Annotated in this window: 28 protein-coding genes; 10 read left to right on the forward strand and 18 right to left on the reverse strand. The window is 38.3% G+C overall.

Annotation, left to right across the window (positions count from 1 at the left end):
- The first annotated feature begins 175 nt into the window (after nt 1-175).
- Nucleotides 176-1,708, forward strand: a complete 1,533-nt coding sequence (locus tag CD152_RS05115) for a M4 family metallopeptidase (RefSeq protein ID WP_103214473.1) — start codon at nt 176-178, stop codon at nt 1,706-1,708.
- A 373-nt stretch (nt 1,709-2,081) separates the two neighbouring features.
- Here CD152_RS05115 and CD152_RS05120 read toward each other — a convergent pair whose 3' ends face one another.
- Together CD152_RS05120 and CD152_RS05125 are read right to left on the reverse strand one after the other, a co-directional pair.
- Nucleotides 2,082-2,456, reverse strand: a complete 375-nt coding sequence (locus tag CD152_RS05120; RefSeq protein ID WP_101037593.1) for a hypothetical protein — start codon at nt 2,454-2,456, stop codon at nt 2,082-2,084.
- Nucleotides 2,457-2,562: 106 nt separating this feature from the next.
- Entirely contained in the window at nt 2,563-3,117 is a 555-nt protein-coding gene (locus tag CD152_RS05125) for a thioredoxin family protein (protein WP_101037595.1), read from the reverse strand.
- A 140-nt stretch (nt 3,118-3,257) separates the two neighbouring features.
- On the opposite strand from CD152_RS05125, the gene CD152_RS05130 reads away from it, so the two are divergent.
- Nucleotides 3,258-3,740 carry a hypothetical protein gene (locus tag CD152_RS05130; RefSeq protein WP_101037597.1) on the forward strand — a complete coding sequence of 161 codons (483 nt, stop codon included), beginning with the start codon at nt 3,258-3,260 and terminating at the stop codon, nt 3,738-3,740.
- A 141-nt stretch (nt 3,741-3,881) separates the two neighbouring features.
- Nucleotides 3,882-5,111 (forward strand): aminopeptidase, encoded by a 1,230-nt coding sequence (locus CD152_RS05135; RefSeq protein WP_101037599.1) that lies wholly within the window; start codon nt 3,882-3,884, stop codon nt 5,109-5,111.
- 64 nt (nt 5,112-5,175) lie between these two features.
- Here the strand turns inward: CD152_RS05135 and CD152_RS05140 are convergent, their stop codons facing one another.
- Nucleotides 5,176-5,817 carry an HAD family hydrolase gene (locus tag CD152_RS05140; RefSeq protein WP_101037601.1) on the reverse strand — a complete coding sequence of 214 codons (642 nt, stop codon included), beginning with the start codon at nt 5,815-5,817 and terminating at the stop codon, nt 5,176-5,178.
- Nucleotides 5,817-6,857: an NADH:flavin oxidoreductase/NADH oxidase gene (locus tag CD152_RS05145; RefSeq protein ID WP_103214474.1), complete on the reverse strand. Its 1,041-nt coding sequence runs from the start codon at nt 6,855-6,857 to the stop codon at nt 5,817-5,819. The genes CD152_RS05140 and CD152_RS05145 overlap by 1 nt, the downstream gene beginning before the upstream one ends.
- Before the next feature lie 166 nt (nt 6,858-7,023).
- On the opposite strand from CD152_RS05145, the gene CD152_RS05150 reads away from it, so the two are divergent.
- Nucleotides 7,024-7,782, forward strand: coding sequence for an NUDIX hydrolase (locus CD152_RS05150; protein ID WP_157820272.1), 759 nt, complete (start codon nt 7,024-7,026; stop codon nt 7,780-7,782).
- A 203-nt stretch (nt 7,783-7,985) separates the two neighbouring features.
- On the opposite strand, the gene CD152_RS05155 is transcribed toward CD152_RS05150, so the two are convergent.
- Nucleotides 7,986-9,020: a C45 family autoproteolytic acyltransferase/hydolase gene (locus tag CD152_RS05155; protein ID WP_103214475.1), complete on the reverse strand. Its 1,035-nt coding sequence runs from the start codon at nt 9,018-9,020 to the stop codon at nt 7,986-7,988.
- 16 nt (nt 9,021-9,036) lie between these two features.
- Nucleotides 9,037-9,411, reverse strand: a complete 375-nt coding sequence (locus CD152_RS05160; protein WP_041636174.1) for a hypothetical protein — start codon at nt 9,409-9,411, stop codon at nt 9,037-9,039.
- Between the two features lie 136 nt (nt 9,412-9,547).
- Here CD152_RS05160 and CD152_RS11835 point away from each other — a divergent pair, with 136 nt between their 5' ends.
- The gene (locus tag CD152_RS11835) at nt 9,548-9,718 is read left to right on the forward strand and encodes a hypothetical protein (RefSeq protein ID WP_086039159.1); all 171 of its coding nucleotides are present in this window, start codon (nt 9,548-9,550) and stop codon (nt 9,716-9,718) included.
- A gap of 56 nt (nt 9,719-9,774) precedes the next feature.
- A complete protein-coding gene (locus CD152_RS05165; protein WP_103214476.1) occupies nt 9,775-10,317 on the forward strand; it encodes a type 1 periplasmic-binding domain-containing protein in 543 nt (180 codons plus the stop codon).
- On the opposite strand, the gene CD152_RS05170 is transcribed toward CD152_RS05165, so the two are convergent.
- The 6 genes from CD152_RS05170 to CD152_RS05195 form a co-directional block, all read right to left on the reverse strand.
- A complete protein-coding gene (locus CD152_RS05170) occupies nt 10,296-11,327 on the reverse strand; it encodes a hypothetical protein (protein WP_015912165.1) in 1,032 nt (343 codons plus the stop codon). The two genes, CD152_RS05165 and CD152_RS05170, sit on opposite strands and share 22 nt — an antisense overlap.
- Nucleotides 11,328-11,505: 178 nt before the next feature.
- The gene (locus CD152_RS12245) at nt 11,506-11,709 is read right to left on the reverse strand and encodes a YolD-like family protein (RefSeq protein ID WP_169926163.1); all 204 of its coding nucleotides are present in this window, start codon (nt 11,707-11,709) and stop codon (nt 11,506-11,508) included.
- Nucleotides 11,710-12,021: 312 nt separating this feature from the next.
- On the reverse strand, nt 12,022-12,873 hold the full coding sequence (gene speB / locus CD152_RS05180) for an agmatinase (RefSeq protein ID WP_101037615.1): 852 nt from the start codon (nt 12,871-12,873) through the stop codon (nt 12,022-12,024).
- The gene (gene speE / locus CD152_RS05185) at nt 12,857-13,717 is read right to left on the reverse strand and encodes a polyamine aminopropyltransferase (RefSeq protein WP_101037617.1); all 861 of its coding nucleotides are present in this window, start codon (nt 13,715-13,717) and stop codon (nt 12,857-12,859) included. Before speE ends, speB begins: the two co-directional genes overlap by 17 nt.
- A 13-nt stretch (nt 13,718-13,730) precedes the next feature.
- Nucleotides 13,731-14,156, reverse strand: coding sequence for an adenosylmethionine decarboxylase (gene speD, locus CD152_RS05190; protein WP_015912161.1), 426 nt, complete (start codon nt 14,154-14,156; stop codon nt 13,731-13,733).
- 2 nt (nt 14,157-14,158) lie between these two features.
- Nucleotides 14,159-15,667: an aminotransferase class I/II-fold pyridoxal phosphate-dependent enzyme gene (locus tag CD152_RS05195; RefSeq protein ID WP_103214478.1), complete on the reverse strand. Its 1,509-nt coding sequence runs from the start codon at nt 15,665-15,667 to the stop codon at nt 14,159-14,161.
- Between the two features lie 209 nt (nt 15,668-15,876).
- Between CD152_RS05195 and pglS the strand changes: the two genes are divergently transcribed.
- Nucleotides 15,877-16,896, forward strand: coding sequence for a 6-phosphogluconolactonase (gene pglS / locus CD152_RS05200; RefSeq protein WP_101140798.1), 1,020 nt, complete (start codon nt 15,877-15,879; stop codon nt 16,894-16,896).
- Between the two features lie 187 nt (nt 16,897-17,083).
- Here pglS and CD152_RS05205 read toward each other — a convergent pair whose 3' ends face one another.
- A complete protein-coding gene (locus CD152_RS05205; RefSeq protein WP_101037623.1) occupies nt 17,084-17,983 on the reverse strand; it encodes a nuclease-related domain-containing protein in 900 nt (299 codons plus the stop codon).
- Nucleotides 17,984-18,123: 140 nt separating this feature from the next.
- Here CD152_RS05205 and CD152_RS05210 point away from each other — a divergent pair, with 140 nt between their 5' ends.
- The gene (locus CD152_RS05210; RefSeq protein WP_101037625.1) at nt 18,124-18,897 is read left to right on the forward strand and encodes a carbon-nitrogen family hydrolase; all 774 of its coding nucleotides are present in this window, start codon (nt 18,124-18,126) and stop codon (nt 18,895-18,897) included.
- Between the two features lie 32 nt (nt 18,898-18,929).
- Here the strand turns inward: CD152_RS05210 and CD152_RS05215 are convergent, their stop codons facing one another.
- Nucleotides 18,930-20,300, reverse strand: coding sequence for an aldehyde dehydrogenase (locus tag CD152_RS05215; RefSeq protein WP_101140796.1), 1,371 nt, complete (start codon nt 20,298-20,300; stop codon nt 18,930-18,932).
- A 66-nt stretch (nt 20,301-20,366) separates the two neighbouring features.
- Between CD152_RS05215 and CD152_RS05220 the strand changes: the two genes are divergently transcribed.
- On the forward strand, nt 20,367-21,323 hold the full coding sequence (locus tag CD152_RS05220; RefSeq protein WP_101037629.1) for a Gfo/Idh/MocA family protein: 957 nt from the start codon (nt 20,367-20,369) through the stop codon (nt 21,321-21,323).
- Between the two features lie 117 nt (nt 21,324-21,440).
- Here the strand turns inward: CD152_RS05220 and CD152_RS05225 are convergent, their stop codons facing one another.
- The 3 genes from CD152_RS05225 to CD152_RS05235 are packed head-to-tail and all read right to left on the reverse strand — an operon-like array spanning nt 21,441 to nt 23,240.
- Nucleotides 21,441-21,707 (reverse strand): GNAT family N-acetyltransferase, encoded by a 267-nt coding sequence (locus CD152_RS05225; RefSeq protein ID WP_308316822.1) that lies wholly within the window; start codon nt 21,705-21,707, stop codon nt 21,441-21,443.
- A 12-nt stretch (nt 21,708-21,719) separates the two neighbouring features.
- Entirely contained in the window at nt 21,720-22,640 is a 921-nt protein-coding gene (locus CD152_RS05230) for a manganese-dependent inorganic pyrophosphatase (RefSeq protein ID WP_101037633.1), read from the reverse strand.
- A 42-nt stretch (nt 22,641-22,682) separates the two neighbouring features.
- Nucleotides 22,683-23,240: a cysteine hydrolase family protein gene (locus CD152_RS05235; protein WP_101037635.1), complete on the reverse strand. Its 558-nt coding sequence runs from the start codon at nt 23,238-23,240 to the stop codon at nt 22,683-22,685.
- A 69-nt stretch (nt 23,241-23,309) separates the two neighbouring features.
- Between CD152_RS05235 and CD152_RS05240 the strand changes: the two genes are divergently transcribed.
- The gene (locus CD152_RS05240; protein ID WP_232237412.1) at nt 23,310-24,452 is read left to right on the forward strand and encodes a glycosyl hydrolase family 28-related protein; all 1,143 of its coding nucleotides are present in this window, start codon (nt 23,310-23,312) and stop codon (nt 24,450-24,452) included.
- Nucleotides 24,453-24,535: 83 nt separating this feature from the next.
- On the opposite strand, the gene CD152_RS05245 is transcribed toward CD152_RS05240, so the two are convergent.
- Nucleotides 24,536-25,582, reverse strand: coding sequence for a nitric oxide synthase oxygenase (locus CD152_RS05245; RefSeq protein ID WP_101037639.1), 1,047 nt, complete (start codon nt 25,580-25,582; stop codon nt 24,536-24,538).

Raw genomic sequence — 25,582 nt, forward strand, 5'->3', positions numbered from 1 at the left:
TAACTCCTTATGTTTTCTTTGGTCGGAAATACATATTGAGTTTAGCACAGAAGGCTTTTTTAGTTGTCTAGCTTAATTTTACAATCGACGATTCAAAAAAATATTGAAATATTTAAATTTGAAGATATAATAAAATTAGCAATAAATTTTATAATTTAAATAAGAGGTGTTTTTAATGAAGAAGAGTAAACTAGGTACTATTGTTCTTTCAACAGCAATAATTTCATCTGCTCTAGGCATCGTTGATACATATGAGGCTCAAGCTAAGAATCAAAGTTTTAAGCAACTTGATGTAAATGGAAATATTCAATCAAAGAAAGAAGTAAAAACAATTCTCAAAGATCTTCCGGGTTATAAAAATTTGAAGAAGAATTATAAACAATATGAAGTAACAAATGTAGAAAAAGATAATTTAGGTTATGTACATTACACTTTACATCCCAAAGCAAAAGGGAAATTTGCTACAGACCAAGAGATTAAAGTACATACAAATGACAAAGGTGAGGTTATACTTGTCAATGGTGCTATAGAAGCTAAGACTATTGCACCTACAAATAATGTTAATATCGACAGTAAGACTGCTATCTCTGAAGCATTTAAATCACTTGCTATCAATGAAGACAAAGCAGATAACCTTGGAGATAAAGTTATTAAAAGCTCCAATGTTGTTATTGATGGGGATAAAAATAAACTAGTATATGATATAGAAATCACTACTGTATCTCCTAAAGCTGGACATTGGAAAGTGAAAATCGATGCAGATAACGGACAAGTATTAGAGAAGCTGAATCTAATTCAAGAAGTTGCTACTGTAGGAACTGGTCGTGGCGTACTAGGAGATACTAAAAGTATCAATATCAATAGGATCAGTAAGGGTTATGCATTACAGGATTTGACAAATAAAGGACAATTATCTGCTTATAGTCTGAATCAGTATAATGGTAGTGCCAATCTTATTACAGACTATGACAAAGTTTTCAATAGCAATAACCAGCGTGCGGGAGTAGATGCTAACTATTATGCTGCTCAGACCTATAAATTCTATAAAAATAGATTTAATCGTGAATCTTATGATAATAATGGCAGTCCAATTAATTCTATTGTCCATGTGAATAATTATGATGATCAAGATAATACAAATAATGCCGCTTGGATTGGCGATAAGATGATTTACGGTGATGGGGATGGTAGAACTTTCACAGCCTTATCAGGAGCAAACGATGTTGTTGCACATGAGATTACGCATGGTGTTACTCAACAAACTGCGAATCTTGAATATTATGGTCAATCAGGTGCATTGAATGAAAGTTTCTCTGATATCTTTGGTTATTTTGTAGATCCTAGCGACTGGTTGATGGGGGAAGACGTATATACACCAGGACAATCGGGAGATGCATTGAGAAGTCTGTCAAATCCAGGTGCCTTTGGACAACCTGAAAATATGAGTCAATATGTCAATACGCAGTCAGATAATGGTGGTGTCCATATCAATTCAGGAATTCCAAATAAAATTGCATATAACACCATCCGACAACTAGGAAATCAAAAATCTGAACAAATATATTATCGTGCACTCACACAATACCTAACATCTAATTCTAATTTCTCTGATGCTAAAAATGCACTTGCACAGTCTGCATATGATCTTTATGGTCAGAATGATGCTGATATCGTTTGGAATGAGTGGAGTAAAGCTGGAGTACAGTAGGATAACAGTATTTTATCGAGTAGAAGAACACTTTATTTTTTAAAATAAAGTGTTTTTTTCAGTTTAATTTTTCTAAACGTTGATTGTAAAATTAAGCTATATAACTAAAAGAGTCTTCTATGCTAAACTCCTTATGTATTTCCGACCAAAGGAAACATAAGGAGTGAGTACAGAATGACCTACAACCATCTTAACACGGATGAACTCATGTCCATAGAATCATATTATCATCAAAATCTTTCAGCAAAAGGAATCGCAAATAGATTGAAACGCTTAAGACAGACGATTCATAGTATTGAAAATTATATAAAAATCACTTTACGTACAAAATTTTATAATCCCCCAAATAAAATTTGGGGGATTATTGGTTTCACTATTTCAACACTTCAAAGAATGTCATCAGGAACTTAATCTTACCGCGATACTCATAATCATTAAAGATATAAGGCATCACTGTTTCTGGAGGCACTGGGTTTTGTTCGATTGCATAATCTATGTTATCGAAATAGTTCTCGATATCGATGATGTTCAGTTTGGGTCCGTTCTCTTTAAATAAGTCATAATCACCAATCTGGTCCTTATATTGATCCAGTCCTTCATGATATGCATATGCGATTTGCAGTAAGTTATATTTAATGCTCTTGAATTTGCTGCCGAAGTTATAGTTAAGTTCAGATGTACTAAGCTGTTTAACTTGTTCTAATAGTTCGTTTCGTGAGTTCTTTACTTCATCATATAAATTATTCATAGCTTCACCTCTTTTAATATATATCTATATTCCTATATACCCTCGAATTCAATATTTATTACAAAAAGAACAGTTTGAGGATTATTTCCTCAAACTGTTGTCATGATTATAGGTGAATGAGGCGTTCTACGATAGAGTTGTAGATTTCCTCCCAGAATTCTGGTGAGTTTTTATATTTTTCGTGGATTGTATGGTGCACTGCTTTTTGTTGCTCTTCAAAGTCTGGTGCATCTTTACTAGGCAGGTCCTGGCGTACTTCTGTGACATAGTCCTGGACAACTTGTGCTCGTGGACCCCACACTGCATATTGATGGTCTGTAGCATCAAGGAATACGAAGATTGGAATCGAACGTGCAGTGCCATTCGTTAAGTACTGATCCATGAGTTCCAGATTGTCATCTCGTAATGAGAAGCGTAAATCAATACTTGCTGCTTCAGCGATACGCATGAGTACTGGAATATTGACCATTGCATCCCCGCACCAGTCTTCTGTAATGACGATTGCCTTTAAATCTTTATCTTTAATTTCTTGTAGACGTGCATCATCTGGTACTTGAAAAGCATCATATATCGCAAGCATTTCATCTTTATTGACCTGCATATGCGCTAAGTATTGTTCAAGTGTTAAACTATTATCGTAATGCGTTTTAAGTGTTGTCATGACGTTCATCCCCTTTAGTTATTATAATTGTATTATAACAATATAAGAATTGTCAGACAAAACTAACGCTCTAGAAGTCGAAAGAATAAACTAATATTTTATGTTATTATAAAGAAAATAAATGAGGAAAGTGGGCGCTCATGAAGAAATATATATTTACAATTATTGGACTGTTTATTATCTTCGTTTCCGGCATGCTCGTTTATAATTATTGCACGACTCCAGATAATGATCTAAGTCAGGAACGCATCGGAAACTATATGTTACATCAGCATCGTAATGTACTACTAGAAAGTTTTAAAGAAGATGATAATGCGAAAGTGGAAGGTAAATCATTTTATCGATCAGATGCATTGCCTGGTCTGATTATTAGCGTATCGAATAAGAAGCAGCAGATAAGTGCGCTTATCTTATATCGCAATGATAAATTGTACACAGAACGTAATATTGGCATCGGTGACTCGAAAGCACAAGTGATTGAGGCTTACGGTACGACATATAAGAAATCAATACTGAATAACCGTCAGACACAGTATCATTATATGGATAAAGAAAATCACATAGGTATGAAGTTTATCTTTAAAGATAATAAGGTGAAACGTATCGAATTATTTGATGCTTAATATAAGTATACCGGAACAGCTGTTGGTGAAAAAACTCATAGTTGTTCCGGTATTTTTGTTAATGATCAATACTTTTCTTTTTTGTTTATTTTTCATTCGGAAACCGATATAATGGAAATAATAGAATGGAGGAGACAGGTTATGAATTATATTGAAACAGTAGAGAAATATGCACAGACCGTTGTGACAGTAGGTCTGAATGTACAACCAGGGCAGACATTGGTCATCAATTCAGATATCGATGCGATCGACTTTGTCAGAGCAGTAACGAAAGCGGCATATGAACGTGGGGCGCATAATGTTATTCAAAAGCTGACAGATGGACCATCACGTCAGCTAGACTTTGAATATGCACCTGTAGAAGTGTTCGAAACGGTGAAGCAGTATAAGATAGACGAAGTAAACGACTTTATCGAGCAGAAGGTCGCACATCTACGTATTTATTCACAGACTCCTGAGTTATTGAAAGATGCAGCACCTGATAAGATTGCAGCACTTGCTAAAGCGAGTGGTGAGATGAACAAAGACTTCGCACGTGCAGTAGGGCGTTATGATTTCTCATGGTGTATCGTGGCATTCCCGAATGACAAGTGGGGAGAACTTGTATTTCCAAAAGAAAAAGGAGAGGCAGCAAAACTTAAGCTGCTTGATGCGATGATTAAAGCGGTACGTGTGGACAAAGAAGACCCTGTTCAGGCATGGAAAGAACATAATGATAATTTGAATGCACGTGCAGAAAGGTTAAATGAACTGAACTTCGATAAGCTTCATTATTATTCTGAACGTACGGATGTTGAAATTGGTTTGACGAAAGGCCATCGATGGTTAGGTGCAAGCACGAAGAATGCAGATGGTGTTGAAATTCAAGTGAATATGCCGACAGAAGAAGTATTTACATCACCGGATTATCGCCGTGTTAACGGGGTTATCGGAAATACTAGACCACTTGCATATCAAGGTGCAATTATTGATGATTTTAAATTAACGTTTAAAGACGGTGTCGTGACAGACTTCGAAGCTGGACAAGGTTATGAAGTGCTAAAGAACTTATTGAATAACGATGAAGGTGCCAGACGATTAGGAGAAATTGCGCTTGTGCCAGATGATTCTCCAATCTCAAATTCTGGAATTCTATATTATAATACGTTATATGATGAAAATGCATCGTGCCATGTTGCATTAGGACGATCATTTCCGAATGCGATAGAAGGCGGAAAAGATTTATCAAAAGATGAGTTATTTGATAAAGGATTGAATCACTCACTCGTACATGTAGACTTTATGATGGGCAGCAGTGATCTGAATATCGATGGTGTCTATGAAGATGGATCAACAATTCCTGTCTTTAAAGATGGGAACTGGGTCATCTAATACGAAAAACCCGGACATTGCATTATGCAGTGTTCGGGTTCTTTTTGGAATAACATTATTTAGTTTAGAGAAGCACATCCAGCAAGTAATCCACCGTTGCAATTGTGTGTGTTGGCTTTGCTGCCTTTATTTCTTCTGCGCTCCCATAACCATAGAGGACACCGATACTATCGATATTATTTTGATGAGCACCATTGATATCATACATACGGTCACCAATCATCACTGTCTTATCTGGATTTAACTGATGGGTATTCATAACTGTCGCAATCACTTCTGCTTTATTCGTGCGTGTGCCATCCATATTGCTGCCGACAATTTCATTAAAGTAACCATCAAGTTTGAAGTGCTGTAATATCGGAATTGCGAAATCAGTCGGTTTACTTGTCGCGATGAAGAGTTGCTTCCCTTGTGCTTTAAGTGCCTGCAGCACAATTTCAATTCCTGCATATACTTCATTTTCGTACATGCCTTTATCGCTGAAATAAGTTCTATAATGCTTAATTGCAGTAGCGTTATCTTCATCTTGCAGGTTATAGACCGTTCTATAGCTTTCATGTAGAGGTGGTCCGATGAATGGGATAAGCGCACTGTTATCTGGCGCTTCAATATTCATCTGTTGTAAAGAATAGATGATGCTGTTCGTAATTCCGATATAAGGATCGGTTAATGTACCATCCAGATCAAAGAGTACATAATCGTACATTAATGAATCCCTCGTTCGTATTGTTTTGGAATTTCGACATCATCTCTTAAAGATTTCACCGCATGAATTGCCCAATAAGGATCATTTAGCATGCCACGTCCGATGGCAACCATATCGATATCATCATTGTTCAGCACCATTTCAGCAGTTTCTGCATTATCCAGCATGCCTACTGCGATGACAGGTATGTTGAATTTTTCTTTAAATGCACGTGCGAATGGCACTTGATATCCTGGATAGTTGCCTGGCTTTTCTTTGCCAGCGGGTGCCTCTCCACCTGTTGAAATATGGAAAACATCCACACCTGCTGCTTGATAATCTTCAGAAATGTGCAGTGCATGTTCTAAGTCATAACCGCCATCCATATATTCACGAGCAGAAATTCTGAAGATGAGCGGCATTCCTTCAGGCATAACAGACTTAACCGCTTGTATTACTTCGCATCCGAATAGAGATAAGTCTTTACCATATTCATCTGTTCGCTTGTTGATTGAAGGTGAGTGAAACTGATGAATGAGATATCCGTGTGCACCGTGAACCTCAATCGCATCAAATCCCGCTTCAACTGCACGTCTCGCACTTTCTTTATACTTATCCACCATAACCTTTACTTCTTCCGTTGAAAGCGCGCGAGGATAACGTATTGGACCGAACTTTGTCGGTTCATCGAGCGGTGTTTCTGAGCTTGAGACAGGTGTCTCTATATGTGTCGCTTTACGTCCTGCATGTGCGATTTGAATTGCGGCTTTAGCACCATTATCATGAATTCCCTGGACGATACGCTGATAAGCTGGAATTTGAGCATCATCCCATAATCCAAGACAGTGATCGGTAATTCTGCCGTCGGGTTCAACATTTGTCATTTCCACAATAATCAGTCCTGTGCCTCCAACAGCACGCGAAGCATAATGTATATAGTGCCAATCTGTCGGTGTGCCATCTTTCTTTTCGACGGAATACTGGCACATCGGAGGCATAACGATACGATTTTTAAGTGTCAGATCTTTTATTTTTATATTTGTATTTAATTTTGTGTTCATTTGAATCACTCCTTATATGTGTATTTTATACTGAATAAATATAGAATTCGAATATTTGAACTGTTAAATATATTCGATGTCGTAAAAATTTCATTTGTGAAATGAAATTTTATATAGATTAATGTATGATAATGGTAAACGAAGAAGCAGGTTAGGAAGTGTAGCGATGTTTGAAGTAAAGACTGAAATTAGAATTATTCCTGATGGTTATGAATCTACGAATGCTTATTTTCATAACCACGTACTTAACAATTATTTAGAACTCGGTGTCAAACTGATTGGTAGATGGGTGAATGAAGATTATACTGTAATCACCGAAATATGGGGTTATATTGATGAGCAGCACTACCGTGAATTCTTTGAAATGCGCAAGAAAACAATACACTACAAAAACAGTCTTCCAGAAAAGCTTGCAAACGATAAGTGGATCATCTCTAAGAAGGAAATGATTATCCATCCGACAGGAGATTACAAACAAGATTTACATCTCGTATCAACCAATGTTTATGTAACAAATGATAAGAACGAAGTACTCCTTGTAAGAAGCTTACATCGTAGTGATACATTAGAATTACCAGGGGGACGTCTGGATAAGGATGAAGATGTAATCCAAGGAGCAATACGAGAAGTCAAAGAAGAAACGGGACTTGACGTAGAGCTTACAGCGTTGCTTTACACATCGCATAACAAAACGACAGGTGTAATCAATTTTACATTTCACGGGAGAGTGACAGGAGGCGTACTAAAAGATGCACCAGAAGAGACCGTAGATGTCGCATTTTATCCTGTGACAGCAGCCAATATCGATCAGTATGTCACTCTTCCGTTTCAGAAGCAGCGTCTGCTGAAGGCTATGGACTTACGTCATCAGCAATTTGATCTATTTGAGAATAGACCATTTAAGGTTCTGACAGCCTTTCAATAAATCAAAAAGACACCCGGAAACAAAAACCGTTTCCTAGTGTCTTTTCATGATTTTATTCGTATCTGAGCGCTCGTGTCACGATTTTTTGACGGCGTTCCACGAGCAGACACTTCTAAAAATCAAAAAGACACCCGGAAACAAAAACCATTTCCTAGTGTCTTTTCGTGATTTTATTCGTGTCTGAGCGCTCGTGTCACGACCTTTTATTCACTTGCGAATGTTAAATGCGTGTCGATTTGTCCGGTTATCTCATAATGAGGTAACGGTTTGCCATCTAGCCAATCCTGCAAGCTAAGGGTCACGGGGGTTCCGTTGCTGCCGAGCGTGATGTCGCATGTCATATCTTTCGGATGATAACAGCTCGTATGAATCGTACCGCTCCAGCTAGAATAGAGGCTGCTGAAGATACCTTGGCTGGGATCGTTCATTAAGCGAAAGGCAGTGTGCGCATCAATGTGAGAAGTGAGCTGCTTCAAGTGTTTCATACGCATATGTGAGTCATCAAGCACCCGTCTATTCTCGTGGGTGAGTACTTCGAAATGATTTGTGCAGTAATGATGATTACGCACCGTTTTTTCTCTCGGTGTTGCTTCGACAATCTTAGTGATACCTGATTTATCCAGCAATATGTAGCTGAAGCTGGAACGATGTGGAATTTCTTTCAAGAAGTCGACTGCTTCTTCGATGTCTTTACAGTATTCTAAAATCATACGTCCAATCATATAGCACACAAAGCCGTCTCCAGGAGCCTTACGATGCATAAAGTTATAGCCCATTACAAGGCCATGCTCATTCATTCCATCCATACGGCCTGTAATACGTGAAACAGGTGCCATCGTTGCATAGCCGATATCACTCGGTTCATAGAACGTAAATCTACCATCATATGTTGAAGGATGATAATCATAGTTCCTTACCATATAATCTTCTGTTGTAAACACGCTGCATCCACTTGGCTTCGCATACACTCTATAGTGACCGAAATTAAGCAGCACCTGTGTCATATCCATGTGGAGTCCATCCTGTAATCCGATGAGTTCCTCCCATATACCGGGTGCATATTTCATGAATGCATCCATTGATTCCTCGATATTAATATCGAATCGGGGACGACGAAGACGCCACTCTCTCGCTCTGTTTTCCATCATGAGTGTCGTCTTCAGCCATTCAGCCTGATGCCGTCCGAAGTCATAATGGTTACCTCTAAACTCCGTGATCATACTTTTAACTTGTTGCATGATTTCCCCAGCTTTCCTAATTGTTTGCTACATTATTTTCAATATATGCACGAATAAGTCTTCTCGCGTCACCATCATCATCAAATGTTAATACACATAACCCGGCTTCTTCTGATGATTCGAAGTTACCACTGCTTATAGAAACTTTTATCACAACAATATTTTCAGAACCACGTTCCGTTTTATGCATTACGTCAAACTGCCAGTCCCAGTCGTTTTTTATAGCGACTTCAATTGATTGTTGTATTAAGGCAGTCAGTGTCTCATAATTCATTTCAATTGTTGCACCATTTTCTTTAGTTAAGAAAACATGCACACGTTTAGATATAAGTTGTTTTATTTTATCGATGTCGTTATGCTGCCAAGCAGCAAGTAAATGTACATGAGCCATCCTGTTCATCCTTTAAATGTATTTGCTTTATTATATATATAATCGTTTTAATTTGAAATAGTTAATGTCAAATATTTTTATGATGAAATTATTTATGATAAACTAATGGCAAAAGTAAACTTAGGAGTGAATACGGATGGAATTGATCAAAGGATTATTTAAAGCAGTATTTATCTTGGTCTTAGTATTAAGCGTTATTTTGACAGCAGGTGCTGCATTATTCTTCATCAGCTTTAAGAAAGACTTCGAAGATATCGAACGTCGTACGAAAGAAATCGTTTCACAAATTGAATCCGAACACGCGTAGAACTCAATTTATTGAGTTCTTTTCTTTTTGACTAAATTAATAGACGAGGTGTTTATTTGAATACCGTTCAGCATGTTTTAGACATTGATCCGAGATTAGAATCAGAGATGCTTACATTGATTGCTTTGATGAAACAGAATAAACCTGCTATCCATGATATTGTAATCGGGTGTAGCAGGCATGACGCTCATATTCATGAAGCATATCAGTTTAAAACATTGTGGGAGGCATATGGCGGACCATTTGGTGATGGAGGACAAGTGCTCGCTGTTGTGGACTGGAATGAACGCGCTAAGTCATTTAATAAATACATAAGAAGGATAAATAGACATCATCCTGATGCCTTTGTAGCACTTGGTGCGACAGAAGGCTTTGAACAGGTGATGCGCAGATTACATCGTCTGACGGATATAAAAGCGCACCGCACATACGTCATGTCGACACTTGCTTCTCAAAGCATGATTAGTAGTGGTGGTATGTTTATATTTGAAGGGATGCGTGGCATAACACCTTTTGGTCATGACTTTGTTGTAGAAGGTGGCATACTGCAGGTAAATGGTCACAGTCGTGCCGAGGTTCAAATTAATCGGCTGATATAAAGCATGCAGCCGCCATACACGGTAAATAATACAGATAATAATAGTGGATTAGTATATGCATCTCCTGTATCGGGCAGCGTTTTATCTACTGCCTGTTTTGCTGTGTATTGGTCATCAGGGTCTTTAAAGTTCATAGAGGTTGTTTCTTCAGTTGTTACTTCTTTCGTCCCTCGTTCTTTTTGAATGGGTGATTCATATTGTTCTGCAGCATTATAGGAGGAACTTTCATCATCTTCTACAGGTGACACCGGAATCTGTGGCATTACTTCCTTATACGCTTTATTGTTGTTTTCTTTCGAGATGACTGGGCGTTTCGTATACGTATATTTCTTTTGAGTCTGCTGCTCTTCGTTTGATTGTTCCTCATCTGCTTCATCGTTCAGCTTAATATTGAGCTTGTGTTTCTCAGGTGCGTTTTGTGGTATTACACGTGCTGCTCTTACTTTCGGGGGCGGGTCGTCTGTCTGCACTGTAATACGACGTGTTTCCCCTTGCTTGATACGAATGGGTTCTACTGCTTCGTCAGTAGTCGCCGTATATACCGTATCACGCTTTAAGTTATCGAAATGAGCGGCACCGTCTTTTGCTTCGCTTGTCGCGATACGTTTATGTCCTTCGTTAAGATATACATGGACAGCTTCAGGTGGAGTGAATGCAGGTGTAAATACTTTGACGGTTGTATCGTTATTTGACGGTGGTTCAGTCTCTTCATCATGAGGACGAGAGACTTCTTCAAGGATATCATCTACCGGCTCCTCCACATGAATAATATGTTTATGACCTACTTTAATAGGGATAATCTGCCCGTCCACTTCAATTTCATTGACGGTATTATTGAAAATATAATAACCATCGTCGTCTGTTTCGTAGTAGAGGTTATCATTTACTGTAAAGTGATATTTCAGTGGCTGGGCATGCTCATTTTCAAAGTACAGGATTGTAGGGGGTAACTCGCTAGCATATAGCGGCGATGGAAACAGCAGCAATAACAGTATTATAATTGTTCGCATTATAGGCTCCTTTAGTTGATTTGCTTATATTATGCCATGTGCTTCGCGTTTGTTGCGGTGAATTACCGATTCTTATCATTCATTTAGCTTCAGTTCACAATCCTTGTTTGAACTTTAATAAATTGTAATAAATCCGTTACTTTATTAATATTATTATGCAAATTTTGGATATTAATTATTAAATGCTTTCTGTAATAATCTCAAGGTTTACAATATCTAAAAATGAGACGAAGTACATGTAACCTTCGTTTACCGTCGTGCCGATAATAATGGCAGCCCACTGATCAATCTTTTCGATATACATCTTTGTATGCTGAATTGTGCCGTCGATGTAATAATCAATATAAACTGGCTGCTGCTTACTGAGTGCGCTATGCAGCACCTCATTAATTTCCTGTAAGCGGCTTCTGATAGCTCTGGGCGTTCAATCTTCGTTTGTGCATCAATCTGGCGTTTAACATCCAGAAATTGTTCTGGCATCGTCGCAAAGGGTGCCCACTTAATCATGCCACGTCCTTTCGGAATATTTCTGTTCAATTGTGCAGGGTCGATTTTACGGTAATCTGTTTCACCATAGATTGGATGTATCATTTTTATCACTACTTTCAAACTTTTCTTCTATTATACGAACGTACGTTCTATTTTTCAATAAAAAAATAATCTGAAGGAATGAAACTTCAGATTATAAAATATGTTACTTCGTAATCGCAAGCATCAGTTCACGCGCAACTTTCGCTGCAACTGCATTAGAAACACCACTATGGTCGTATGGTGGTGACAATTCTACGATATCTGCTGCAACAACGTTCAGTTGTTCGAATACTTTAAATGCGGGTTCAAGTTCTCTATAAGTTAATCCGCCGGGTTCAGGTGTTCCTGTACCAGGGAAGATAGATGGATCTAAGCAATCCAGGTCGATTGTGACATATACAGGCGTATTACCGATAATACCAGGTAAGTCCTTTAATGTATCGATTGAGAATTTCTCAAGTACCGTATGTGTGTCGCTCCAGTCAAACTCTTCTTTCGTACCTGAACGAATACCGTATTGATAGATTCTGTTATCACCAATAAGGTCATGTATACGGCGTACGACTGTTGCGTGAGATAATGGTTCCCCCATATAGTCATCACGTAAGTCCGTATGTGCATCAAGCTGCACAAGCATCGCGTCCGGATACTTTTCTAGGACGGCACGCATAGGGCCGAGCGTCACTAAATGTTCGCCACCGATCATAAACGGCAGCTTGCTTGCATTTAAGATTGTACGCGCAGTCTCTTCAAGTTCTTCTAATACCTTTACTTTGTTACCGATTGTAATATCGACATCGCCTGAATCCATGATGCGCACATCTTCTAAGTCTTTGTTTAAGAATGGGCTGTATGTTTCAAGGCCGTATGATTCTGAACGAATTGCATCGGCTGCAAAGCGTGTGCCAGGGCGGTTTGAAACCGTACCGTCAAATGGCGCGCCATATATTACTGTTGTCGCTTCATCGAATGAAGCTTCGCAGCTCATATATACATGTTTATTCGGTTGCATCATCGAGCATCTCCTTAACGAATGTTGGAAGGGCGAATGCACCTGTATGAATATCAGTGTTATAATATTTTGTTTTTAAGCCAAGTTTGTTCCATGCATCTAAGTCAGCATCTTTTAATGGATCGAACTTTTTAGATGCAAATCCGAATAACCAGTGACCTGATGGGTAAGTTGGCATATGGAACTGGTACACACGTGTAATCGGGAATAAGCCTTTAATTTTAGAATGTGCACGCTTCATTTCATGTGCGTAGCTTGGATAATAAGGTGATTCATGCTGATTGATTAATATACCGTCATCTGTTAACACTCGGAAACAGTTGTTATAGAAGTCATGTGAGAATAAACCTTCACCAGGACCGATAGGATCAGTAGAATCTACTAAAATTAAATCGTAGTAACCATCTTCTTTATTCTTAACATATGCTAAACCGTCTTCGAATAATAAAGTGACACGTGGATCTGAGAGTTTTCCTGCTGTAATCGGAAGATATTCTTGAGATAAACGCACAACGCGCTCATCAATTTCTACCATGTCGATTTGTTCGAGGGAGGCATAACGTGTCAGTTCTCGTACTGTACCCCCATCACCGCCACCGATAACGAGTACTTTCTTAATATTAGGGTTTGTTGCCATTGCAACGTGTGTAATCATATCGTGATATACGAATTCATCTTTTTCGTTTACCATCATTAAACCATCTAACGTAAAGAACGTACCAAATTCTTCAGACTTGAAGAAATCAATTTGCTGGAATGGTGTTTTTTCGGTTAATAGATGTTCTGTTGTTTTAATAGAAAATTTTACGTTATCCGTGTGATTCTCTGTATACCATAAATCTAACATGTACAATTCCTCCTTATTTAGCTGCTACTTCCACAGGTTTGAATGATTCTACGACGATTTCACCATTAGAATATTTGTGAATCTTATCAGCCATACCACGACCGATTTCATATGAATCTGAAAGTTCAGCTTTCAATGCTTTTTGGAGATAATCTTCAGCACGCCAAGGGTCAACTGTATCTCCACAAGTAAATACATCAACTGATGCATAGCCATATTCAGGCCATGTATGAATTGTTAAATGTGACTCTGAGATGATAACAGCACCACTTACACCGTACGGATTGAATGTATGGAAACAGCTCTCAACGATTGTTGCACCACTTACGCGGGCAGCTTCATTCATGATTGCTTCTACTTTATCATGGTCTTTTAAAATATCTTTGTCACAGTTATAGTATTCGATTAAAACGTGTCTTCCAAGTGTCGTTAACTTCATTATTAAATATCTCCCTTATGATCAATTATAAATACTTCATTTTTGTTTTCTGCGCCAATCTTGATGATGGGCTGGTCGTTAATAAATTTCCAGTAGTCGATGACTTCCTGGGTAATCATTTCACCAGCCATCAGGATTGGTATACCTGGCGGATAGATCATTAAACTTTCTGCACATATTTCATTAAGTGCATCTTCAATCTGAACAACTCTAGTCTCTGAATAGAAGACATCTCTTAAGCCCATCTTCTGCATTGGAATCGACATCTGCTTCAGAATCGGTGGAACGAAAGGTTTGTCAGGATTAAAATGTCTAATGCTAATGTGTGCGAGTGCATCATAGAGCTTATTGAGTTCATCTTCATTATCCATAAATGAAACAATCCCCATCACGATATTAGGTTCTGCAAGTTCCATCTGGATATCATAATCGCTACGCAGCATGTGATAAACTTCAAATCCTGATAAATCAAGGCGATGATCAATATAGATCGTGAGTTTAGTTTCGTCTAGCTGCTGCTGATATTTGTTGCTAAACTTTTCTGGTTCTAACATGTAAAATCCAGGGATTTTATTGATTCTCTCTCTGAATGACTGAACAAGTGACAATACATCGTTAATCTTCTCTGTACCGTGCAGCGCTAAATGCTGACGTGCAATATCAAGTGATGACATGAGCAAGAATGACGCGGATGTTGACGTCAGCATATTGATAATACTTTTTACTTTATGCTTATCAATCAGCTTACTGTTAAATAATAATGCGCTTGTCTGTGTGAAAGAACCGCCGGTCTTATGTAAGCTCGTTGCTGCCATATCAGCACCAGCTTCCATACTGGACAGTGGTAAATGTTCTGAGAAGCGGTAATGTGCGCCATGTGCTTCATCCACAAGAACAGGTATCCCAGCGCTATGCGCAATTGAGACAATCTCCTTCAAGTCGCTTACTGCACCGAAATAAGTCGGATTCATAATGAATAGTGCCTTTGCATCAGGATGCGCAGCAATCGTTTTGCGTACCGTTTCAACACTGATGTTGTGTGCAATTCCATACTCGGTATCGAACTCAGGCACCATATAAACAGGTGTAACATCAGCGAGTGCCATCGCATTCAGTACTGATTTATGAACGTTTCTTGGAAGTAACAATTTATCTTTGGGTTTGAGTGCTGACAGAATCATCGCCTGAATACCAGACGTTGTACCATTTAATAAAAAGTGTGCTTCATCTGCTAGAAACAAATCAGCCATTAAAGCTTGCGCATCATGTATCACACTTGTCGGATGATCAAAGTTATCTAAAGTCGGCATAGAATTCACGTCATGACGTAACGTGCGAATGCCATAATAGTTGAGGGCATAATCAGAATCGATGCCACGCTTATGGCCAGGTACATCAAAGCTTGTGATGTTTTGTGCTTCATATTCTTTTAAGGCAGTAAATAAAGGCGTAACGTTATGTTTGCCTATGTCAATACTGTGTAAAACCTTTTGGGAATGTGTATGAATCATTGGACACTCCTTAAAATTGGTAAAGATTTAAATATTAGTTTTACTTAACAAATAGTTATGTAAGACTGTCATTTATTAATACCAAACAAATTGTAATGTATTACTAAACTTAACGCAACAAAAATTTTTGATTTTTTTTAAGTTTTTTTAAGGCTCTCATGAGCAATGCTATATAGGATTTGTTAATATGACTATGAGGAGGCGTTAACATGACTAAAATTAAAGGGTTATTAGGTTCTTATACAAAAAATGATGGCAAAGGTATTTATACATTTGAAATAGATACTGACCTGAAAAAGATTACATCAGTAGAAACAGGCTATGAAGTAGGGGCATCGACTTACATCCAAAAATATAAAGATAAATTATATGGCATTAAAAAAGAAGAACGAGGTGCCGGAATCCAGAGCTATCAGATTGGTGAAGAACTTACAGTAATCAATGATTTACTGGAATCTACAGACAGTGGTTGTCACTTATGGATCAGCCGTGATGGAAAGTATCTATTAGAAGCGGTGTATGGATCAGGAATGGTAAGACTGTATGCATTAGATGACAATGGAGCAGTAGTACAACTTATCGATACACATCAGCAGCAAGGTAGTGGACCGAACGAAGAACGTCAAGATAACGCACATACGCACTATATTCAGGAAACACCGGATGGATATGCAGTTGCTGTAGATTTAGGAACAGACGAAGTGATTACATTTACGTTCGGTGATGAAGGATTTAAACAAGTCGGTGTATTAGATGTAGAACCGGGTATGGGGCCAAGACATTTAATCTTCCATGAGAACGGGAAGTATGCGTACTTATTTACAGAGTTAAGCAATGAAGTTGTGGTCTTGTCTTATAATGACGGCAAGTTTGAAATGAAAGAGAAATATTCAGCGCTACCTGAAGACTTTACTGGCCACTCACAAGGTGCAGCCATCAGAATGAGCCACGATCAGCAATTTGTTTACGCATCAAACCGTGGACATCAGTCGATTGCAGTGTATAAAGTACAAGGTGAAGGGGAATCATTAGAACTTGTTGAAATTATAACGACACAAGGTGATTGGCCACGTGACTTCAATATTGATAACAGCGATAAATATTTAGTGTGTGCACATGAACGAGACGGCGTATTAAGTTTGTTCGAGCGTGACGAGCAGACAGGACGCTTAACATTATTGGATGATAGTGCACGTGCACCAGAAGCAGTATGTGTGCAATTTTTATAAGGAAGATGATACCGGACGAGGATGTCCGGTATTTTTTGCAGATGAAATTGGCATGGCGCCAAATTCGTGAGAGAAAAAGCAGATGAAATTGGCATGGCGCCAAATTCGTGAGAGAAAAAGCAGATGAAATTGGCACGGCGCCAAATTCGTGAGGGAAAAAGCAGATGAAATTGGCATGGCGCCAATTTCACTCATAATAAATGATGCTTCCTAGCTGATGACGTCTATATCGTTTGTTTAAGAATAAGCGAATCTTCTCACGACTCACTAAACTTTTAGTCCACGCTTTTAATATATGTGTCGTGATACGTTCGTCAGGAAATATTAATTTAATCTCTTGAATCGCACTATCCAATAAGTGATCACAATCAATGATTTTATTACACGATGAGCATTTATATTTTCTGTTAGAATGTTTTGTGTAAAATGATTTCATACATTCACACAAGACTCCTTTTTTAAAATTGTGAAAGTTGTGAGGAGTTCTGAAATTAAAGGGATCCGAAGTATCTTGTAAACTTAGTAGTTTTTCACAACACTCTATATCATATGCACCAACAGGCATTTGACTGTTTTCGCTAATAAATTTACATATTCTAGCTTGTTCTAAAATTTTATCTGTTGCGTGATAGCCATATACTTTATGTGTGGGATTGATGAAAGCGTGATAATAGTGGAAGTTATAATGCAGTTGAGAATTTTTTAAAAGGAGAGTAAATAATTTAGGTGTTCGTTCCATCTGGTTATTGATTCGCTCACAAGGTGATTGATCTGCATAATAATATTGTCCATCAACATAGTATAAATCTGATGTAAAATCTTTAACTTCAAATATATATAAATCACCATTCATTAAAATTAAGCTGTCTATCTGAAATATTTTATTGTTGACGATGTAATTCAAGTTTCTTAATGTGATGCCATTATTCAGGGATTTATCCGATAATTTATCAAACGCCACTTCACCAAAATAACCTCTAAGGCTATATTCTAATTCTTTAATTTTATTGTTGCTTACTTGAGTTCGACGAGCAATCTGTAATTTGTAGACAAGTTTGTTATCCATTTTGCGATGTTGTAATATCATTGTCTGCTCCTTGTATTGTGATATTTATATTATAATTACTAAGTGTAAATGTGGTGTAAAAGGTGAATTTAGAACTGTAAAAATTAGTATTAATTATTTTTTATACATGTAAGTATATAAAAAACGAAAGGAGTTTTAAAATGAAGTGTGCAATCTATCAAATGGAGATTATTCCTGGAAATCCTGATGAAAACATTGCAAAGATAAGGAAGTGGATCAGCGCACTGGATGAAAGTATAGAGATTGTCGTTCTTCCTGAGATGTGGAATACTTCTTATGTGTTGGATGAATTAAATGAGCTTGCGGATGAAGATGGCACTCGCGAGATTTGTGCGTTACAAGAGATGGCGAAGATGCATCATGTGCATATTGTCGGGGGTTCAATAGCTGTAAAGTCTCACGGTCGTATCTTCAATAGGAGTATTGTTATTGATCATGATGGAGAAATTGTGCACCAATATGATAAAGTTCATCTCGTACCAATGCTGGATGAACCGAAATATTTAACAGCGGGGAATCATATTCAAACCTTCGCATTAGGCGAGATAAAGATGGGTGTCATCATCTGTTATGACCTGCGTTTCCCTGAGATTTCAAGGAAGCTTGCTTTAGAAGGTATAGAAGTGCTCTTTGTCGTTGCGGAGTGGCCAGCTTCACGCATTGATGCTTTCAATAAGCTGCTCTATGCGCGTGCGATTGAGAATCAGGTCTATGTTATCGCGTGCAATAATGTCGGTTACTGCAGGGAAGAGCAGTTTGGCGGGCAGTCGAAAGTGATTAATCCGCTCGGCACGTTAGTAGAAACACTGGAAACAGCAGAAGGAACGTTAAAGGTATCTGTTGACCTGAATTATAGTAAAGAAGTGAAGTCGTCTATACCAGTAATGGACTCAAGACGTCCGGAACTATATTAAAAGCAGTCGGGAATTGATATCCCGACTGCTTCTTATTTAAACAACTGTTTTACATATTTGAATTTCCCTTTATAGGGCGGGAAGAGTAAGCCAGATTCAAGCTTTGTGCTCTTTGTAATATAACTCTTTTCATGGCTGAATAATTCAAATGAATATTTCCCGTGATAGCTTCCGATGCCTGAGTGACCAACACCACCAAAAGGCAGGTTTGGATTTGCAAGATGCAAGATCGTGTCATTAACACATCCTCCGCCGAATGACAGACGATTAAATACTGCTGTTATTTGATCACTGTCTTCTGTGAAGAGATAAAGTGCAAGCGGCTTCTCATATTGTTCAACGATATCATACACTTCATTAAATGTATCGTAGCCGATAATCGGTAATATCGGACCGAAGATTTCCTGCTGCATGACACTGTCGCTGAGCTTAGGGTCAAGAATAATGGTAGGCGCAACAAACAGTTCATCAGCATTGCTCTCTCCACCATAAATGACTTGTTGACGACTGTCTTCTATTATATTGACTAAGCGGTTGAAGTGATTATCATTAACGATGCGACCGAAGTCTTCACTCTGTTCTATTTGAGCACCATAAAACTCCTGGATTGTTGTCTGTAATGCCTTCACGAACTTCATCTTCACTGTGTTATCTATTATAACGTAGTCTGGAGCGACGCACGTCTGACCCGCATTCATAAACTTACCGAATGCGATGCGTTCAGCAGCCACTTTAAGATTAGCAGTATCATCGATAATGACGGGGCTCTTGCCACCAAGTTCTAGTGTTACTGGTGTTAAATGTTTACTCGCTTTCTCATAGACGATTTGTCCGACTTTGGTGCTGCCTGTAAAGAAAATATAGTCGAAGCGCTCATCGAGTAACTGTGACGTTACTTCTTTCTCGCCTTGGACAACTTTTACGTAATCTTCAGGGAATACTTCTTCTAATATTTCCTGAACGACCATGCTTGTCTGCGGTGTCATTTCTGAAGGTTTCACGACTGCACAGTTCCCCGCAGCAAGTGCACCGATAAGCGGTGACATCACGAGCTGAAATGGATAGTTAAATGGACCGATAATAAGCACGGTGCCGTATGGTTCATATTTGATAAAGCTCTTTGCTGGAAACTGCATCATCGGGGTTGTAACAGACTTTGTCTTTGCCCAGTTTTTAAGTTCTTTAATAATATATGATAACTCTTTCATAACAAATCCAACTTCTGTTGCGTATGCTTCCACCTTATTCTTTCCAAGGTCACTTTTCAGTGCATCTAGAATATCAGATTCATGTTTCTTTATAGATTTCTTCAAAGCTTTCAAATATTTCTTTCGGAATTTTATATCTTTTGTCGATTGTGTCTGAAAGAAATCGCGCACATTTTGAGTTTCTGAATTTAACATAAATTTAGCCTCCATCTATTTAGAAATAGGGTATACTATAAAAAAACTTAATTACGAGGTGTTACTATGAAATTTGGACTTATCGGAACGAACTGGATAACAGATCGTTTTATCGAAGCGGGCAAAGTAACGGATGGATTTGAACTCCATAGCATGTATTCTAGAACACTGGATAAAGCAGAGATGTTTAGCGAGCGTCACCATATTCCGAACTTTACTGATAACTTTGATGCATTTCTAGAAGATGAAGCACTCGATGCCGTATATATCGCTACCCCCAATATACTCCATCATCAACAGGCGATTCAAGCAATGAATCATAAAAAGCATGTGCTATGCGAAAAGCCAATAACAACTTCTTTAAAGAACTTCAATCTAATGGTGCAGGCACAAGAGAATAATGGCGTATACTTTATGGAAGCCATGAAAAGTATCTATTCTCCTGCCTATTTAAAACTAAAATCATGGATTGAAGAGATTGGCACGATTAGACGTGTTAACTTTCATTATAACCAATATTCATCACGATATGATAAGTACAAGGAAGGAATCATCGAAAATGCCTTTAAACCCGAACTTGGAAATGGTGCATTGATGGACCTTGGTGTGTACACAATCAGCCCGCTCGTTGATTTATTTGGCTATCCTAAAAGCGTGCAGTCAACTGGGAAAATTTTATCGACTGGTGCAGATTGTCAAGGAACCGTAATTTGTAACTATCATGATATGACAGCGTTATTAAGCTTCTCAAAGATTATCGACAGTCATCAGCCTTCAGAAATCATAGGAGAAGAAGGTATTATTACTATAGATAAAATCTCCGCACCCTCTCAAATCGTAAAAATGAAGCGCAGTGGCGAAGTCATAGAGACATTTAGCTGTGATGGTCAGCCGATGCAATATGAGATTGAGCATTTTATTAAATGTGTCACTGCGCAGCAGGATGATATGAACAATAAGACATCACGTATGACGATGCAGTTAATTGATGAACTAAAAGCACAGATGGATTTATTATTTTAATAAAGATACAAAAATAATATTGATTATTCAGATAATTCAGTTTATAATAAATGCATACCATTTTTTCATTCTTTCAAATCGAAAGCGCGATTCGTATTTACGAATCGCGCTTTTGTGTTATTTAATGAGTGACTGCATCTCAGGGTCTCTTTCCATTACAACACGCGCATAAGGGCAGAGTGGTACAATCTTCAAGTTATGCTCGCGCGCGTAATCTACTGCACGTTCAACAAGCTGTTTCGCGATACCTTGTCCACGCAACTTAGGGTCTGTATATGTGTGATCAATTACAATCGCATCGCCTGAGGGCTGGAACGTAATTTCAGCGTCAGGTGATGCTTCATTACCAACATAGAACTTATTATTTCCTTGTAATATTTCCATCATTCTCACTCCTTATTCAGTAAGTGCTGCAGTTAATTGTGGTACAACTTGCTTCTTACGAGACACAACACCTTCTAATAGTGCTGTATTTTGATCAAGTGCGACATTAAAGGCTTTCTCTACTGCAGGCTGTTGTTGTCCTAGTGCTAAAACTTTAGAGTTTGAGTTTAAGATATCCGTCACAACAAGTACGAATAATGCATAGCCTTCTTGTGCAGTTTCAGCATTAATCGCTTGTTCTAATTCATCCTGACGTGCCAGTACTTCGTCGATATCAACAGTGTTAACTTGCGCGACACGTACTTCATGTTCTCCCATCGCAAATGACTTCGCATCGATGTTTAATAATTCCTCAGCAGTTTTGTCTTTCGTAGATGCACCTGCTTTTAACATTTCAAGACCGTATGACTGGAGATCGATATTCGCGATTTCTGCTAACGCTTCAGCTGCTTTAACATCTTCATCTGTACAAGTTGGTGACTTGAATAATAAAGTATCTGAGATAATTGCAGATAGCATTAAACCAGCAATCTCAGGTTTAATCTCCACATCGCTCTCTTTATACATCTTACGTAAGATCGTTGCAGTACATCCTACGGGTTCAGCACGGTAGTAAAGTGGACCAGCAGTTTCAAAGTTTGCGATACGGTGGTGATCAACTACCATTAAGATTGTCGTTTCTTCAATACCAGGAGCGGATTGCTGGAATTCATTATGGTCAACTAAAATAACTTCTTCCTTATCTAGGCTCTTGATTAAGCGTGGTGCTTCAACACCGAATTTGTTTAACGCATATTCAGTTTCGCCGTTAATATCACCTAAACGTACAGCTTCGATATCTTTACCTAAAGCTTTTTGCAAGTCAGCCATTACTAAAGCTGAAGTAATAGTATCTGTATCTGGATTTTGATGTCCGAAAGTTAAAATTGTCATAGTTCTTCTCCTTTAAATATGTTTGTTATTAGTGTATCACGATTATTCGGCGCTATCTACAGTCATGCCCAGTACATTTTTGAAATGCTCTAATGCATATCTGTGCCCAGTCGCATTGAACGATGCAACTGCACGTTCGTCAACGTACATTTCATAACCTAAGTTATAACCGTCGATTGCAGTATGTAATACACAAATATCTGTACATACGCCAGCAAGCTCAATATTGTTAATATGGCGTTCAGTCAGCAGCTGATGTAAAGGTGTGCCACTGAATGCACTATAACGACGTTTATCTAACCAATAGACATTATCCTTCTCTTTATCTTTATGATATAACCCATCAAGCTTTCCATATAGCTTTCTGCCATCGGTCCCTTCTATATTATGCGGCGGGAAGAGTTTCGATTCAGGGTGATGTGTATCATTTTCAAAATGTAAATCCATCAGCACATATACCGGTTTTCCGGCATCGATATATTGTTCCCACTTGGATACAAGTGCTGATTCTAAAGCAATTGCTGGCTTACCACATGTCAATTTACCATCAAGCGCAACGAAATCATATGAATAATCTACAATAATTAAAGCATCCTTCAAAACAATCACTCCTTAACATAATTTACGTAAAACGGGTATACTCAACATTATAATATAAAAGAGATGCAGGTGGAATTATTGAAAAAAGTAAACGTGTTACATTATGGCGCAAAAGGTAAAAATATTATCTTTGATACGATAGGATTTCAGCGCGCGCTTAATATTGCAAAGCAACAACCCGTAAAAATATATGTCCCAGAAGGTAAGTATTATATATCTAAAGAGCTTGTCATTTATAAACATACGCACTTACAACTGCATAAAGATGCAGAAATTATGAGGATGAGCCCGTTTGCACTTCTTAAAAACGGCAATAAAGGTGATCAGTATAAAGGATATGAAGGAAACGGATTTATTACGATAGAAGGTGGGACGTTTAATCAGAACGGCCACGTGCTGAACTTTAACAACACGATTATGTCGCTTGGACATGCACGAGAAATAACCATTAAGGACGTTACGTTCAAAAATGTCGTCCAAGGACATGCAATAGATGCGTGCGGTCTTGACGGATTTAAAGTAACAGAATGTAAGTTTCTTGGATTCCGTGATGACAGTGGGGAACGAGCATTTAGTGAAGCGATACAAATTGACTTGCAGCTGAAAGACTCGTTTCCGAAGTTTGGTGCATACGATGCAACGCCGACGAAAAATGTTATTATTGAAAACTGCTATTTCGGAAACTCTGGAGACCCGTTAATGAAACCGTGGAACCGTGCGATTGGCTCACACGCGAGTCATCATGATGTATTCTATGAGAATATAACAGTGCGAAATAATACATTCGAAGGAATGGGCGACTATGCACTGACATTCCTGAAATCAAAAGTACTGCATATTCATGACAACGAATTTATCGACTGTGCAGGCGGCATTCGATACCGTTCTACAAAAAGCGGTAAGTATACGACGGACTTATCCGGCAACGTGCATAAAGGAGCAGCGGGAGAGCTTACAGTTATTAGACGAAACACATTCAAAGGTATTCAAGCCAAACATGCAATACTCTTCCAGAGCTATGAAGGAACGAAAAATAGAGATATATACATCGTTGATAACGACTTTGAAGGAGAATCATGTTCCGTTAAGATAGGACACGCATCTCACGTTGTCTGTGCACAGAATAAAAACTTGAAAAATATTAAAAAAGAAGAGGTGGATGACTTCTTTGATGTGATTGAGGTTGCAACGGAAAATATAGGGGAGAAGTAAGTCGTGAGACGAGCGGTTAAACACTAGAGAACAATAAAAAGATAGCGAGAAACAATTGTTTCTCGCTATCTTTTTATTGTTCTCTACGTACTGAAAGGACATTTGCCGACCTTTTTCTTGTAATAGAAATTCGGGTTGTTGTATATATTCTTATAACCCTTATGGAAGTTGTGCACGATTGATGGTGAGATCGGTGGTATGAGCCATGTCCAGTCTCCTGTTACACTTCTGCCTTCGTCCGCTTCATTTTGTTCGAAGCGCGCGAATTGTCTACTTGCGGTATAGTGATCCACAATTGAGACACCGTGCTGTTTGAATGAGTGATATACCGCATAGTTCATCTCTACAACGGTTCTGTCTCTCCAGTAACTTGTTGTTGTCGTCGTATCGAATCCGAATGCTTCTGCGATTTCTTTCATCTTATCATAACGGTAGTCATCGAGGAAGTTCCTGCTTGCGATTTCGCTTTCCATATACCAACCATTAAATGGAACTAGCGGGTATGTGATTCCGCCAATTTTTAAGTCCATACTTGAAATAATCGGTACCGCATACCATGCGAGATTTAATTGATTGAATGCTTCGTGTTCCGGGTGTGTGATAGTAACTTCTTTAATGATGTCCGGGTTGATTTCATATGTCTTAAATGTGCCATCAATCGAATACAGAAGAGGTAAGAACTTACCGAAATTTGTATACCCTGTATGTTCGATGAGTGCTTTCGTCTCACGCACAATCGGGTCATCACTATAACGGATGAGCTGGTCGTTATAGAGGTTTATGCGCTGTTTATTTGCATCAGCAAATATTGTAATTGTCGGTATGATCATTCCATCGTTCGTTGCGCTATCAATATGATGTTCGATTGCTTCGATAAATGCTGCTTCACTTTCAATATGTCTGTTATCTATAACTTTCAACTTATCCCAGAATAGTCTGCCGATACAGCGATTGCTGTTACGCCATGCAACACGTGCGCCGTATTCCAGTTCTTCAGATGTATGTGTATATGTACCTGTTTCCTCTATTTCTCTTTCTACGTCTTTAATACGTGCTTTCATTAATTGTTCGCTGAAGCACTGTTCTTTATAGAATTGTGTTATGAAAGCTTTTGCTTCATTGATGACCAT

The organism is Macrococcoides caseolyticum (assembly GCF_002902665.1).
Taxonomy (GTDB): Bacteria; Bacillota; Bacilli; order Staphylococcales; family Staphylococcaceae; genus Macrococcoides; species Macrococcoides caseolyticum.

Bases quoted from the DNA above. Each gene is read 5' to 3' on its own strand.
- CD152_RS11835 (WP_086039159.1), top strand. From the start codon at position 9,548: ATGGAATTGATCAAAGGATTATTTAAAGCAGTATTTATCTTGGTCTTA.
- CD152_RS05125 (WP_101037595.1), bottom strand. From the start codon at position 3,117: ATGACAACACTTAAAACGCATTACGATAATAGTTTAACACTTGAACAA.
- CD152_RS05170 (WP_015912165.1), bottom strand. From the start codon at position 11,327: ATGCGAACAATTATAATACTGTTATTGCTGCTGTTTCCATCGCCGCTA.
- CD152_RS05145 (WP_103214474.1), bottom strand. From the start codon at position 6,857: ATGAACACAAAATTAAATACAAATATAAAAATAAAAGATCTGACACTT.
- CD152_RS05115 (WP_103214473.1), top strand. From the start codon at position 176: ATGAAGAAGAGTAAACTAGGTACTATTGTTCTTTCAACAGCAATAATT.
- pglS (WP_101140798.1), top strand. From the start codon at position 15,877: ATGACTAAAATTAAAGGGTTATTAGGTTCTTATACAAAAAATGATGGC.
- CD152_RS05215 (WP_101140796.1), bottom strand. From the start codon at position 20,300: ATGTTAAATTCAGAAACTCAAAATGTGCGCGATTTCTTTCAGACACAA.
- CD152_RS05160 (WP_041636174.1), bottom strand. From the start codon at position 9,411: ATGGCTCATGTACATTTACTTGCTGCTTGGCAGCATAACGACATCGAT.
- CD152_RS05140 (WP_101037601.1), bottom strand. From the start codon at position 5,817: ATGTACGATTATGTACTCTTTGATCTGGATGGTACATTAACCGATCCT.
- CD152_RS05225 (WP_308316822.1), bottom strand. From the start codon at position 21,707: ATGGAAATATTACAAGGAAATAATAAGTTCTATGTTGGTAATGAAGCA.
- speB (WP_101037615.1), bottom strand. From the start codon at position 12,873: ATGATGCAACCGAATAAACATGTATATATGAGCTGCGAAGCTTCATTC.
- CD152_RS05220 (WP_101037629.1), top strand. From the start codon at position 20,367: ATGAAATTTGGACTTATCGGAACGAACTGGATAACAGATCGTTTTATC.
- speE (WP_101037617.1), bottom strand. From the start codon at position 13,717: ATGTTAGATTTATGGTATACAGAGAATCACACGGATAACGTAAAATTT.
- CD152_RS05210 (WP_101037625.1), top strand. From the start codon at position 18,124: ATGAAGTGTGCAATCTATCAAATGGAGATTATTCCTGGAAATCCTGAT.
- CD152_RS05130 (WP_101037597.1), top strand. From the start codon at position 3,258: ATGAAGAAATATATATTTACAATTATTGGACTGTTTATTATCTTCGTT.
- CD152_RS05195 (WP_103214478.1), bottom strand. From the start codon at position 15,667: ATGATTCATACACATTCCCAAAAGGTTTTACACAGTATTGACATAGGC.
- CD152_RS05245 (WP_101037639.1), bottom strand. From the start codon at position 25,582: ATGGTCATCAATGAAGCAAAAGCTTTCATAACACAATTCTATAAAGAA.
- CD152_RS05155 (WP_103214475.1), bottom strand. From the start codon at position 9,020: ATGCAACAAGTTAAAAGTATGATCACGGAGTTTAGAGGTAACCATTAT.
- CD152_RS05150 (WP_157820272.1), top strand. From the start codon at position 7,024: ATGTTTGAAGTAAAGACTGAAATTAGAATTATTCCTGATGGTTATGAA.
- CD152_RS05120 (WP_101037593.1), bottom strand. From the start codon at position 2,456: ATGAATAATTTATATGATGAAGTAAAGAACTCACGAAACGAACTATTA.
- speD (WP_015912161.1), bottom strand. From the start codon at position 14,156: ATGAAGTTAACGACACTTGGAAGACACGTTTTAATCGAATACTATAAC.
- CD152_RS05205 (WP_101037623.1), bottom strand. From the start codon at position 17,983: ATGATATTACAACATCGCAAAATGGATAACAAACTTGTCTACAAATTA.
- CD152_RS05230 (WP_101037633.1), bottom strand. From the start codon at position 22,640: ATGACAATTTTAACTTTCGGACATCAAAATCCAGATACAGATACTATT.
- CD152_RS05135 (WP_101037599.1), top strand. From the start codon at position 3,882: ATGAATTATATTGAAACAGTAGAGAAATATGCACAGACCGTTGTGACA.